We start from the raw sequence: 12,126 nt of genomic DNA, 5'->3' as shown, positions 1-12,126 counted from the left end.
TTCCCAGCCCTATCTTCAATCCAGGGGGTCCGGGGGCAGCGCCCCCGGCGAGAAGATAGGGGAAGGCGGATGGATAGCGCTCGCACCGAGAATTGGTAAGGGTTTCTACAGGGCCGATCTTCCTATCATCTGGAATCTTCAGTTCCCTCTGTTCTCAAACTCCTTCTGGTCGTCCCCTCAGGGTGAGGAGAGGCTGGAGCGGCAATGAATTAGTGGTCCCATGGGGTGTCCTGCTCAAAGAGGGGACAAGGATCCACTCATCAGAGACCACCACGAATTTTCTTTCGGTATGCGTAAGCCCGAGCGAGGTTCATGCTGAACTCTACAGAACCAGTTCATCCAGCGTGGGGGAGGTGAGGGGGACCGTCCTTCCCCGTCCCTCTCTTTTTTTGTTCTCTTACGATCCTGGGGATTGCAAATGATCTTCTTCAGGACATTTCTCCACAGCCTTTATATCAGGGCCCGGACACGCGGGGTGCATGAAAGAGAAGGTGCTCTTCATCTGCACCCACAATGCCGCCCGCTCCCAGATGGCCGAAGGGTATCTGAGGGCGCGGTATGGCGAACGCTACGAGGTCTATTCTGCCGGCACCGCCACGGCCGAGGAGGTCGATCCCAGGGCCGTGGCGGTGATGGCCGAGATCGGGGTCGACCTCTCGGGCCAGGAGACGAAGCCTCTCTCGGTCTATTTTCAGCAGGAGATGGACACCGTCGTGACCGTCTGCGAGGGTGGGATTTGCCCGATGTTCCCCTGGGCAAAGACCGTCATCCATGAGGCGTTCCCTGACCCGCGGGCCTTTACCAGGAACGAGGAGGAGGTGCTCGACGGGTTCAGGGGGGTGAGAGACGAGATCACGAGGTGGATCGACGGGCGGTTCGGGTGAGTCGGTGCGCCGGAAGAGGCGGGGGTACCGTTCCTGAGCAAACGATCCTGAAGAGAACATCAACCCGCGCCGCCTTCCCGGGGGAAGAGAGCAGTATCCCTCTCCTGCGGTGGGGGCGACCTTTTTGATCCCATGCTTTTTCCTGTTTTGAACGTGAACCGTGCGCCTTCCTCAATCAATCGCGCCGGGGGCTCTGCCCCCGGACCCCAAGGATTGCGATTGGGGTGGGAAGGCCACATCGAAGATCCCGATCACTCACATCACAACAGAACAGCAAATGAAGAACACGCCCATTGCCGCCCCCGCCTCCCCTCTCCCCGTGGGGGGCTCCGGGGGGCACTCGCCCCCCGGCGCGAGACGACAGTGAAAATCTTTCAATGGGGCGGCCCTCTGATCTCTCACCTCCCCCCGCTCAAGGCTTCAGAACACACGCCATCCCACATCCTCGCACCCGAGAGCTTCGCCCCTGTCACCACTCCTCACTCCCCCTTCCCCTTCACCCTCCGAAGCAGCGCAGATTCAGGACAGGGTTCTTGCTCGAACTCAAGGATGCTGTACTGGACATCAAACTCTCTCAACCTCTGTTTGATCTCCGCCTTGATCTCCTCGATCTTTGCGATCTCATCGGTACAGGCGACGACATGGGCGTCGAGAACATTGATGTGCGAGCAAAGGGCCCAGAGGTGGATGTTATGGACCTCCTCGACGCCGTCCACAGACTCCATCGCCATCACCACCTCGTCGAAGTCGATCCCTCTGGGCACGAACTGGAGAAGGATCCCTACGGTCTCTCGCAGGAGCGAGACCGACCCGGCAAGGATCACAAGGGCGATCCCGATGCTGAGGAGGGGGTCGACGATCGTCTGATCGGTCACCGCGATCCAGGCGGCGGCCACGACGACCGCCACCGAGGAGAGGGTGTCGCCGACGACATGGAGATAGGCGCTGCGGACATTGAGGTCCTCTGCCCCGTGGAGTCTCCAGGCGACATAAAGGTTCACCACAAGCCCGACCACCCCCACTGCGGCCATCAGGGGACCGGCGACCGGGACCGGATCGGCAAGGCGCCTGAACGCCTCCCAGATGACCGTGCCCGCGAGGACGATGAGAAGAGTTCCGTTGACGAGGGCGACAAAGACTTCGACCCGGTGATACCCCCAGGTCCGCCTCCTGGTGGGCAGACGTTCGGCGATGACCACCGCACCCAGGGAGAGGAGGAGGGCGAGGACGTCCCTGAACATGTGTCCGGCGTCTCCGATGAGAGCGAGCGAGCCCGAGAGCACCCCGGCCACCGCCTCGACCACGAGAAACCCGGTGGTGAGGACGACGGCGACCTTCAGGGCCGCTCGTTCGTCGCCCTTCCTGAACGGCATGCCCGGGGATGTGGGTCCCCGCGGGTATCAACCTGCCCCTGGTGAGGGGGCCTGGGACGGCAGGCAAGGCACGGTCACCCCAAGAATATGTGAGAGGATCTACAGAGCCGACTTTTCGACCATGTAGAATTCACCATGAACCTGCGTTTCACGCATACGCGATGAAAATTCTTGTTGGTCTCTGGTGAGTGGATCCTTGCTTCCTCTTCGGAGCAGGAATTCTACGATTGAAGGCGGCACGCCTGATAATCACGCCTTCCTCCATCTTCTCGCCGAGGGCTCTGCCCCCGGACCCGGACCCCTGAGACGAAGATAGGGATGGGAAGGCAGAGAGCCTGATCGTTCTGAGGACGGTTTTATTCTCTGCATATCAGTTATAAGGGGGATCTGTATCTTCGAATTCTCATCTATAACTCCAGAATTGAACGTCAGGATCATTTTTATGGAGATCATCCCAAAATTCTCCAGCCCTCCCTTTCCCAGAATATATCAGTAGAGACAGTGGGGCGGTCTTCGCCTCTTCGTCACACAAAGAAGCTCCATTCCTCATACCATGCGTGCCGGAGACTCTGCCCTCAGATCCCGGCATGGTAATTGGGACAGGAAGGCAGAGTGATGATCGTGACGACGGGATGCGAACCCCCGCCACTCTTCATCAGCGGGGGTTTCGGGGGGCGGCGAGCCCCCCGGTCGAGGATTGGGCTTAGAACTCCAGAAAGTGATGACTTCGGTTCAAGACGATGTTCAAGCCACAGGGAGTTTTGAGATATGCCCATGGTAAACCCTCACCCATGTGTGGAGAGAATGCGTGTCATCCGCCTTCTCATAGCCTCCCGCCGGGGGCGAGTGCCGCCTGGAACCCCGAGAGGAAGATAGAGGCGAGAAGACATTATGGGCAACTGTGACAAGAGTGCTGCCATCCTCGATCTATCGTGCTTGCGGGCTGCACCCCCGGCGCGATCGAGACGGCACACCCCCATCAGAGATCTCCATCCTGAAGAGTCCTACCGAGGCGATTTTTCTTCTCTCCCAGGTATCGTCGCGGCCTTCGAGGCTCACTCTCGCTCTCACTCTTCGTCGCCGCACCCACACCCGCATCCACAGGGCCCTGCCTGGGCGTCGGGGTCTTTCTTCTCTTCTTTTCCTTGTTTGCCCTTCCCCTCCCAGACGGCGGAGACAATGCACTCGATCTCATCATCCGCGATATTGAGGTCATGGGATTTGGCGACCCCTTCTTCGGTGACGATGACCGTCTGGTCGACCGCGACCCCCTGGGCCTCGGCGATCTTCGAGGCGCAGGCGGCCGGGCACCCGTCGAGGACAACGACCTCGTCGGCCTCTGTACACTTCGTCTTCACCGGGCCCGCGCCGGTGGCGAGCTGCGCCGTGCAGGCCGGACTGCCGAACCCCTCAGCCGCGAGTTGGATCGCGGCGAGGTTGGTGATCTGCCCGACATTGGCGGCGCCGGCGCAGGGGAAGATGATCCGCTTCGGCCCCTCGCCCTCGCCGCCGCCGCAGGCGCACCCGCACTCTGCCATCAGGCCGCCTCCGAGAGGATCTCCTTGACCTCGTCGACGGTCGGGACACGGCCCTCGACCTTCATCTCGCCGTTGACCGCAAGCGCCGGGGTGAGGAGGACGCCGCGGTCGGTGATCGCGTTGATCTCCTCGATCTTGACCACCTCGGCCTCGATCCCCATCTCGGCCACCGCTTTCTCCACATTCTTTGCCGTCCGCTTGCACTTTGCACAGCCTGTGCCAAACACTTCAATTGTTACCATGGTTCTTCACCTCTTTCTGATAGATTTCGAGGAGCGCTTCGCCATATATCGTCTCCGCGCTCTTCGGGATATAGTTGTAGATCTTCGCCCGCGTCACCAGTTCTTCGGTGAGTCTGGACTCCGCGGTGATCCCGAGCGCTTTCACGTCCGCGATCACCGTGTCAAGCATCGAGAGCCCGACGACGATCCCCCCGACGTCCACCTGTCTGATGCGTCTGAGGGCCTCTGCTGCACAGCATGGTTTGTCTTCTTTCATAGAACATCTCCCCAAATGATCTGAGGTTACTGCCTTGCACCTGAAGCGTTTCCTTCCAGGAATTCTAATCGCATGGCTCTGAAGAATTCCTCTTGATGGCCCTCTCCTCCGGGGGGGCTGGCCGCCCCCCGGTCCCCCCACCACACGATCGGCCGAGGACTGCAACACACCCATCATGATCATCCATTCTGCCTTCCCGACCTCATCGTAATCCCAGGGGTCCGGGGGCAGCGCCCGCGGCGTGGTGGTGAGGGAAGGCGTGATGATCGGGGCACTCGCCCCCCAGACGGGAGATATCTGTCCTTAATTCCTTGGAGGAAGCGCCCCGGTCGAGCGGTTGGTCAGACCTCTGAGCGTTCTGGAATGCCTTCATCATCTCTTCACCCCACGATGGTCCCGTACACCAACCCGGCCAGGGCCGAGAAGAGGATGACGAGCACGGCGTACACCGCCGTCTTCTTCGCCCCCATCACCCGGTAGATGACCATCAGCGAGGGCAGACTCACGCTCGGTCCGGCAAGGAGGAGGGCGAGCGCGGGACCGCCGGCCATCACGCCTGAGGTGTAGCCGAAGGTCGTGCCGATGATCGGCACCTCCAGGAGGGTGGGCATGTACAGGATCCCGCCGACCAGGGCCGCCAGCAGGGTCGAGTAGATCGAGGTCTCCCCGAAGTACGGGGCAAAGGTCTCGGGCGGGAGGAAGTAGGCGAGCATCCCCAGGGCAAAGGTACCGATCAGCAGGATGGGAAAGATCTTCTTTGCCAGGTCCCAGGTCTCGTAGCCCCAGTCGGTCACCTCGTCGCGCTCGAAGAAGTAGATGAGCAGGACGGCGACGGCGAGAGTGAGGAGGTACACCACCGGGAACTTGATCGTCCAGGGAAGTTGCGAGGCCCCGACGATGAGGATGCCGACGAGTGCGGCGAAGAACCCGAGGGTCGCCCAGCGCGGCCGCTCGTCATCGCCGTTCCCGTAGGACCGTGCCGGTGCCGTCGCCCTCACGTTCTCGTCGTGCCTCCTGAAGATCGCCGCCATGATGAGGCCGATGACGATGGCAAGGAGCACGGCCGAGACCGCCCTGGCAAGGCCGAGATCGAAGCCGAGCACTTTTGCGGTGTAGATGATCGCCAGCACGTTGATCGCCGGGCCGGCGTACAGGAAGGTGACCGCCGGGCCGATGCCACTCCCTTTCTTGTATATCCCGGCGAACATCGGGAGGATCGTACACGAGCAGACGGCGAGCACCGTCCCTGAGACCGATGCGATCCCGTAACTGACGCTCTTCTTGGCGTCAGGACTGAAGTACTTCAGGATCGCGTCCTTCTTCACGAAGGCGGCGATCGCCCCCGCGATGAAGAAGGCTGGGATCAGACAGGTGATGACGTGCTCTGCAAGATAACCGATAAGCGTGTCGGCGCCTGCAAGGAGGGCGCCCGTAATGGGGTCTATCATGACTGTTTTCTCTCCTGGTTCTGTCTCTGTTTTTTTAGAACACTCCTCCTGCCGCGAGGAAGGAGAAGCCGATACCGGTGACGATGGCGACGGTGAGGATTACCCCGACGAAGACGCCGACCAGGCGCCGTTCGAAGATCGCCGAGAGCAGGGTCACCTCAGGGATGCTTGCCCCGGCCCCACCGATGATCAGGGCCATCACCGCCCCGATACCCATCCCCTTTGTCAGGAGCACGGCCGAGATCGGGATGATCGTCTCGGCCCTGATGTACATCGGGATCCCGATGAGGGCCGCGGCCGGGATGGCGAGGGGATTCTCAGGGCCGGCGAGGTTGACGATGAGGTCTTCGGGGACGAACCCGTAGATGAACGCCCCGATCCCGGCGCCAAGGACGAGGTACGGGAGGACATGGCGGAAGAGTGAGAGCGAGAAGGTGAGTGCCCGCCTGACCCTGGGGCCATGGCCGTTCCCTGTTGCGCAGGCGCATGCCTCCTCCCCGTCCCGCTCCACCATCACGTCTTTGACATGCCGCTCGTACCCAAGTTTCCCGAGGAGGGCGCCGAGCACGGCCGCCGCCAGGAAGGTGATCCCGGCGTAGATGGCGGTCGGGGCGACGCCGACCAGAGCCACGAGGAGGGAGAGGATGACCGGGTTGAGGAGGGGCGAGGCGATGAGGAAGGACATGCACACCCCGAAGGGGATGCACGCGTCCAGGAGGCCGAGGAGGATCGGGATCGTGGAACACGAGCAGAAGGGGGTGAGTGCCCCGAAGCCCGCGCCGATGAAATTGCCTGCACCGTGGCCGCGGCCTGCAAGCACCCGCCGCATCCGCTCTTCAGGGACGTACTCATGGATGAGTCCGACCAGGAAGGAGATCCCGATGAAGAGAAGGACGAGTTCTGCAGTGATGACGGCGAAGAACCCTGCGGCCGTCGTGATGGCTGATGTGAAGTCCACGCTCCCGCTCCAGTGCCGTTACTCGTTCTTCTCTTCTGATTTCTCACTCTTCGGCACGATCTTCGTCCCGCAACAGCAGCACCCGCCGCTCCCTTCGGACTTCAGTGCTCCCATGATCTTTCCCATGATGCCGCATTTCTTCTCTTTCTTTTCTGGTGTGTCCATGATACGCTACTCCTGTTGTTTCAACAATTGTTGAAATACTGTCATGGCCCGAACCTATATAGAGGTAACCATTTCATATCATTTTGAAATAGATCATGGCAATACCTGACCCTCTTGAAGACGACCTCGCAACAATCGGCGGCATCGAAGGACTTCGATCTCTCTTCCCTGATGATGAAACGCTCGAAGTTTTCTCTGGCCGGTTCAAGGCCCTGGCCGACCCGATGCGTCTGAAGATCCTCATCCTCCTTGCTCCAGGCCCCCTCTGTGTCTGCGTGATCAGGGAGACACTCGGGATCGCCGACTCCCGCCTTTCCTATCACCTCAACGTGCTCAAGAAGGCCGGGTTGATCGCAGGCGAACCGCAGGGCACCTGGATCATTTACTCGCTCACCCCCGCAGCTGGCAGGGCGCTCTCGTTCCTTGAGGGGGAGTGACCCCTGCCAGGATAAAGACCATATCCCCCCCGACCCAATAAATACTGGATTATACATGCGCGTCCCAATCAGCGAGGTAACACCAGAAACCGAGCATGCAGAGGTCATGGGATGGGTCCATGAGATCCGTGACCTCGGCGGCCTCACCTTCTTCCTCATCCGCGACAGGACCGGGATCGTCCAGACGACGGTTGTCAAGAAGAAGGCGTCAGAGGCGGTCCTCCAGGCCGCGAAGGAAGTCTCCAGAGAATCGGTGGTCCGTGTCGCCGGGCCGGTCAAGGCGATCGCCAAGGCCCCGGGCGGCAGAGAGATCTCCCCTGAAATCTTCGAGGTCGTCTCCCCCTGTGCCTCCCCTCTCCCCCTCGACGTCGTGGAGAAGGTGCCGGCCGACCTGGACACCAGGCTCGACGCCAGGTTCCTTGACGTGAGGAAGCCGAGGGTCGCCGCGATCTTCAAGATCCGCAGCACCGTCACCACCGCAGTCTACGACTTCTTCCACCAGCGCGGGTTCTACAACATCACCTCCCCCAAGGTCGTCGCCGCTGCGACCGAAGGTGGGACCGAACTCTTCCCGATCGCCTACTTCGAGAAGGAGGCCTTCCTTAACCAGAGCCCCCAGCTCTACAAGCAGATGATGATGGCTGGCGGGTTCGAGAAGGTCTTCGAGGTCGGACCGATCTTCAGGGCCGAGGAGCACAACACCCTCAGGCATCTCAACGAGGCCACCTCCATCGATGTCGAGGTCTCATTCGCCGACGATAAGGACGTCATGGTCCTTCTCGAAGACCTGGTCGCCCACCTCTACGCCACGGTCGCCGAGGAGTGTGCTGACGCCCTTGCGACCCTCGGGGTCGAGCTCGAAGTCCCGGAGACGCCCTTCCCGCGGCTCCCGTACGCCGAAGCGATCGAGATCGCCGCCGCAAAGATCGACGAACCGATCAAGTACGGGGACGACCTCTCGACCGCCGCCGAGCGGGCGATCGGCGAGGAGATGGGTCAGCACTACTTTATCGTCGACTGGCCGACGTCCATCAGGCCGTACTATGCGATGCCATGCGAAGACGACCCCTCGATCTGTAAGGCCTTTGATATGATGCACCCCAGGATGGAACTCTCCTCTGGTGCCCAGCGTATCCATCAGCACGACCTGCTCGTCGAGCAGATCAAAGCGAAGGGATTAAGCCCGGAGAGCTTCGAGTTCTATCTCAAACCATTCGAGTACGGGATGCCCCCGCACGCAGGATGGGGCATGGGCATGGAGCGGTTCCTCATGACGATGCTCGGTCTCAAGAACATCAGGGAAGCTGTGCTCTTCCCGCGTGACAGGCATAGAGTCGTGCCATGAACTTTATCACCAAGGTCCTGCCGACGACGGTCGTCGGAAGTTACCCGGTCGTCAAGACCGGGGGTCTGCGCTCGCTCCTCGACCCCCTCAAGGGGGCGGTCGAGACAGCGGTCGCCGACCAGGTCAGGGCCGGGGTGGACATCATCTCTGACGGGCAGGTGCGGGGGGACATGATCACTGCCTTTGTCTCGCGTCTCCCCGGCATCAGGGGTCAGAGCGTGGTGGGGCGGGTCCAGTCACCGGCGCACCCGCTCACGGTCGCCGATACGAAATATGCACTCTCGAAGCATCCCAAGGTGAAGGGGATCATCACCGGGCCTTCCACTCTTGCCCATGGACTGCGGATCGAGACCCCGAATTATCGTGGCAAGGACGAACTGGTCCTCGACCTGGCCCAGGCGCTCGCGACCGAGGCACGGTCTCTCCAGGCCGCTGGCGTGACGATGGTCCAGATCGACGAACCGATCTTCTCGACCGGGGCGGCCGACCTCTCGGTCGGGGTGCAGGGCGTCAACCTCATCGCCTCGGTCCTCAGGATCCCGTCCTGTCTCCATGTCTGCGGCAACCTCGGGGAGGTCGTCGACGAGGTGCTCACGACTCAGGTCTCGCTCTTCGACTTCGAGTTCTCTGAGAACCAGGAAAATTGTGAGATCCTCTCTGACAAGGATCTCAAGGGGCGCCCGATAGGATACGGGTGTATCGCCTCGGCAGACCCCGGGGTCGAGAGTATCGAGACCGTCGAGAAGCGTCTCCAGAAGGGGATCGACCTCTTCGGTGCCGAGAATATGCTCGTCGACCCGGACTGCGGGATGCGGATGCTTGAGCGCGACGTCGCCTTCCAGAAACTCCAGGCCATGACCGGTGCGGCCGACCGTCTCAGGCCTGAATACGAACATTAAGGCGACGCAGATTTTTCTGGGTGGTGCGGGCATGGGCGCGGGCGCGGCCTTCCTCTTTTTTTGGTCCTGGGGAATCAGACATGAACCCCTGGGCTCAGACAGATCTGATGAGAATTCGTATGGGTCTCCTGGGTGTCTGGACCCGTGCCCCGCCTTTCAGAGCAGGACGCTATGTGAGACCGCCGCCTCATTGCCCGCCTGACCTCCAGGATGAAGATAGGGAAAGCAGAGACATTCCCTAAATGATCGGGTCTCTGCCTTCCCGCCCCCATCGCTATCCCGGGGGGTCCGGGGGCAGCGCGGCAGCGCCCCCGGCGGGAGGCTATGGGAAGGCGTGATGATCCGACGTGCCGCCCTCATCGTAGAGTTTTTCCTGTCATCTTGCGCCGGGGAGCGGCGAGTGAACACGATCCTCACCTGCTCTTCAGTCTTGAAAAAGAGAGACCACGTGACAAGAAATTTTCATCCTGGATGCGTGAACCAGGAGGTTCATGCCAGAATCTACAAAAACCATTTTCATGACCTTTGATTCCACCATCCGGGTCCAATCTTTATTTCTGGAGTTTTGGGGGTGGTGCCCCCGCGGGGAACCTATGGGACGGGGGTATAGGTAAGGATTTTTACAGGGCCCTTTCTCCTCAAAAAATCTTGGCACCTATTTTATCCATGAACTCAGGGGGACCGCGAGACCGGTCCTTCACCGCTCGACCTTCCGGATCCCTTCGTCGGTGATCACATAGTCAAAACAGATATCGGCAGGGCGTGAGCGGTGCTTCTCGAGCACCACTCGCCTGACCCCGCCGGGACGCTTCTCGATCCGCAGGATCGCCTTGGAGAGATGACCGAGCGCCGTCCCCCCAAGCCCGAAATATACGTCGGTGTCGATGTCCTGGTAGACCTGGTTGGTGATCAGCACCGGCACCTCGTAGCGCTTCGCATACCCGAGAAGGACGACCATGTGCCTGGACAGGGTCCTGAGCCCGTCTCGTGACTTCCCGAGTTCTGAACGGTACAGGGCGGTCGCGGAGTCCATCACGATCAGCCCCACCTTCCGCGCCCGCAGGAGCGCCTCACACTCGTGGATCATCAACCCTTCCTGCGTGAAGTCGACCGGTTCATAGAGGTACAGCCGTTCGGCCAGGGTGTTTGCCTCATCGCCGGCGACTTGCGCGAACCGCTCGGCAGAAAACCCCTCGGTGTCGAGGTACACCACCGCCTCTCTCCCCCGCAGGCAGGCGACCGCCGCCATCACGGCCAGCGTCGACTTACCTGATCCAGGTTCACCGTAGACCTGGGTGATCGTCCGCCGCTCCAACCCGCCGCCGAGAAGGTCGTCGAGGGGCGCCGAACCGGTGCTCATCTTCGAGTCCTTCATGCACCCCCCCCTCGGAGTTGCTCCCAGGCCTCTTCCTCGACAAGGCGTGCGACCATCCTGACCGGGACGCCCAGGGCCGAAGCCCAGGCCCGCACCTCGTCTGACTCTGCCTTCACCGAGGACGCCACGCCGCCGAGATACCCGACTTTCACGTGGACGGTCCGGCGCTCGCCCCTGACCTCGGCCTCGACCGGTATCTCCCGGCGCTCAAGCACGCGCCGGTGGACCGAGGGGAGGCACCGCACTCCGAGCGTCCCGAGTTCGCGGGCAAGGATCCCGGTGAGGCCCGGGCTATCGGCCGGACTGCAGACCACCCTGACCAGGTGACCGGCCCGCCCCTTCTTCATCACCGCCGGGATCACCGAGACATCCCGCGCCCCGGCCGCAAAGAGGAGGTCCATGCAGTGGCCGAGCACCTCGCCGGTCACGTCGTCCACGTTCGTCTCGAGGACGTCCACCTCGTCGGCGAGGGCCGTGCCCCCCACCTCGAGGAGCACCGCCCTGAGCACGTTGGGGGTATCCTCGGGATCCCGCGTCCCGGCGCCATAGCCGATATCCATCACTCTCGCCGGCCCGAGGTCGGCGGGACTGAGACTTGCCCACTCGGCCATGAGTGCGGCACCGGTCGGGGTGCAGAGTTCGCCCTCCCCTCCGCCGAACCTGGCCTCAAGCCCCGAGGCCGCAAGGACTGCCAGGGTCGCGGGGGCCGGGACCGGGATCAGCCCGTGGGCCGCCCGCACCTTCCCCGCTCCCAGGGCGATGGGCATCACCGCGACCCCGTCGACGGCAAGCGTCTCCAGGGCGGTGCATGCTCCGAGCACGTCGGCGATCGCGTCGTCGGCACCGACCTCGTGGAAATGGGCATGTTCTCCGTGGATACTCTCTTCTGCTCTTGCGATCCTCTGGAATACTCTCTTTGCCTGCTCGATTGCCGCTGGCGGGGCATCGGCACTTCCCACGATCTCAAGCACCTGGTGGAGATCTCGGTGTGCCGGGCCGGCATGGGTCTCCACCTTTATTGCCGAGATCCCGCACCGTTTCACGCGGGAAAAGAGTGGTTCGGCCACGACCGAGGTCATCGCCCGTTTGACAACCGTTTCGTCCGCACCGGCGGCCAGGAGCGCCCCGATGGTCATGTCCCCTGCTGCACCATGAAAAGGGTCAAAGAGAAGAATACGCATACTGTGGCAGTACTTATAAATCAGG

Annotated in this window: 13 protein-coding genes; 4 read left to right on the top strand and 9 right to left on the bottom strand. The window is 61.6% G+C overall.

All coding sequences use genetic code 11. The features are described 5' to 3' along the window. Nucleotides 1-479: 479 nt before the first annotated feature. The gene (locus J2129_RS09810) at nucleotides 480-884 is read left to right on the top strand and encodes an arsenate reductase ArsC (protein WP_209630693.1); all 405 of its coding nucleotides are present in this window, start codon (nucleotides 480-482) and stop codon (nucleotides 882-884) included. 479 nt (nucleotides 885-1,363) lie between these two features. On the opposite strand, the gene J2129_RS09805 is transcribed toward J2129_RS09810, so the two are convergent. The 7 genes from J2129_RS09805 to J2129_RS09775 form a co-directional block, all read right to left on the bottom strand. Further along, nucleotides 1,364-2,257, bottom strand: a complete 894-nt coding sequence (locus J2129_RS09805; RefSeq protein WP_209630692.1) for a cation diffusion facilitator family transporter — start codon at nucleotides 2,255-2,257, stop codon at nucleotides 1,364-1,366. A 1,067-nt stretch (nucleotides 2,258-3,324) separates the two neighbouring features. Beyond that, nucleotides 3,325-3,795: a putative zinc-binding protein gene (locus tag J2129_RS09800; RefSeq protein ID WP_209630691.1), complete on the bottom strand. Its 471-nt coding sequence runs from the start codon at nucleotides 3,793-3,795 to the stop codon at nucleotides 3,325-3,327. Then, nucleotides 3,795-4,037, bottom strand: coding sequence for a thioredoxin family protein (locus J2129_RS09795; RefSeq protein WP_209630690.1), 243 nt, complete (start codon nucleotides 4,035-4,037; stop codon nucleotides 3,795-3,797). Before J2129_RS09795 ends, J2129_RS09800 begins: the two co-directional genes overlap by 1 nt. After that, nucleotides 4,024-4,293: a hypothetical protein gene (locus J2129_RS09790; protein WP_209630689.1), complete on the bottom strand. Its 270-nt coding sequence runs from the start codon at nucleotides 4,291-4,293 to the stop codon at nucleotides 4,024-4,026. Before J2129_RS09790 ends, J2129_RS09795 begins: the two co-directional genes overlap by 14 nt. A 380-nt stretch (nucleotides 4,294-4,673) precedes the next feature. After that, complete coding sequence (locus tag J2129_RS09785; protein ID WP_209630688.1) at nucleotides 4,674-5,741, bottom strand: permease; 1,068 nt, start codon at nucleotides 5,739-5,741, stop codon at nucleotides 4,674-4,676. Nucleotides 5,742-5,775: 34 nt separating this feature from the next. Next, on the bottom strand, nucleotides 5,776-6,699 hold the full coding sequence (locus J2129_RS09780) for a permease (RefSeq protein ID WP_209630687.1): 924 nt from the start codon (nucleotides 6,697-6,699) through the stop codon (nucleotides 5,776-5,778). An 18-nt stretch (nucleotides 6,700-6,717) separates the two neighbouring features. Then, a complete protein-coding gene (locus J2129_RS09775) occupies nucleotides 6,718-6,864 on the bottom strand; it encodes a hypothetical protein (RefSeq protein ID WP_209630686.1) in 147 nt (48 codons plus the stop codon). Between the two features lie 95 nt (nucleotides 6,865-6,959). Here J2129_RS09775 and J2129_RS09770 point away from each other — a divergent pair, with 95 nt between their 5' ends. Genes J2129_RS09770 through J2129_RS09760 form a run of 3 tightly spaced genes read left to right on the top strand, consistent with a single transcriptional unit; the run spans nucleotide 6,960 to nucleotide 9,545 of the window. Further along, nucleotides 6,960-7,301 carry a metalloregulator ArsR/SmtB family transcription factor gene (locus tag J2129_RS09770; protein WP_209630685.1) on the top strand — a complete coding sequence of 114 codons (342 nt, stop codon included), beginning with the start codon at nucleotides 6,960-6,962 and terminating at the stop codon, nucleotides 7,299-7,301. A gap of 55 nt (nucleotides 7,302-7,356) precedes the next feature. Then, nucleotides 7,357-8,646: an aspartate--tRNA(Asn) ligase gene (aspS, locus tag J2129_RS09765; protein ID WP_209630684.1), complete on the top strand. Its 1,290-nt coding sequence runs from the start codon at nucleotides 7,357-7,359 to the stop codon at nucleotides 8,644-8,646. Then, nucleotides 8,643-9,545, top strand: coding sequence for a methionine synthase (locus tag J2129_RS09760; protein WP_209630683.1), 903 nt, complete (start codon nucleotides 8,643-8,645; stop codon nucleotides 9,543-9,545). The genes aspS and J2129_RS09760 overlap by 4 nt, the downstream gene beginning before the upstream one ends. 697 nt (nucleotides 9,546-10,242) lie before the next feature. Here J2129_RS09760 and radB read toward each other — a convergent pair. Next, complete coding sequence (gene radB / locus J2129_RS09755) at nucleotides 10,243-10,920, bottom strand: DNA repair and recombination protein RadB (RefSeq protein ID WP_209630682.1); 678 nt, start codon at nucleotides 10,918-10,920, stop codon at nucleotides 10,243-10,245. Then, nucleotides 10,917-12,101: a nickel pincer cofactor biosynthesis protein LarC gene (larC, locus tag J2129_RS09750; protein WP_209630681.1), complete on the bottom strand. Its 1,185-nt coding sequence runs from the start codon at nucleotides 12,099-12,101 to the stop codon at nucleotides 10,917-10,919. Before larC ends, radB begins: the two co-directional genes overlap by 4 nt. Between the last annotated feature and the right edge of the window lie 25 nt (nucleotides 12,102-12,126).

This window comes from Methanofollis sp. W23 (genome assembly GCF_017875325.1).
Classification (GTDB): Archaea; Halobacteriota; Methanomicrobia; order Methanomicrobiales; family Methanofollaceae; genus Methanofollis.
The sequence above is the reverse complement of the archived record's forward strand: the minus strand, read 5'-3'. Positions and strand labels throughout refer to the sequence as shown.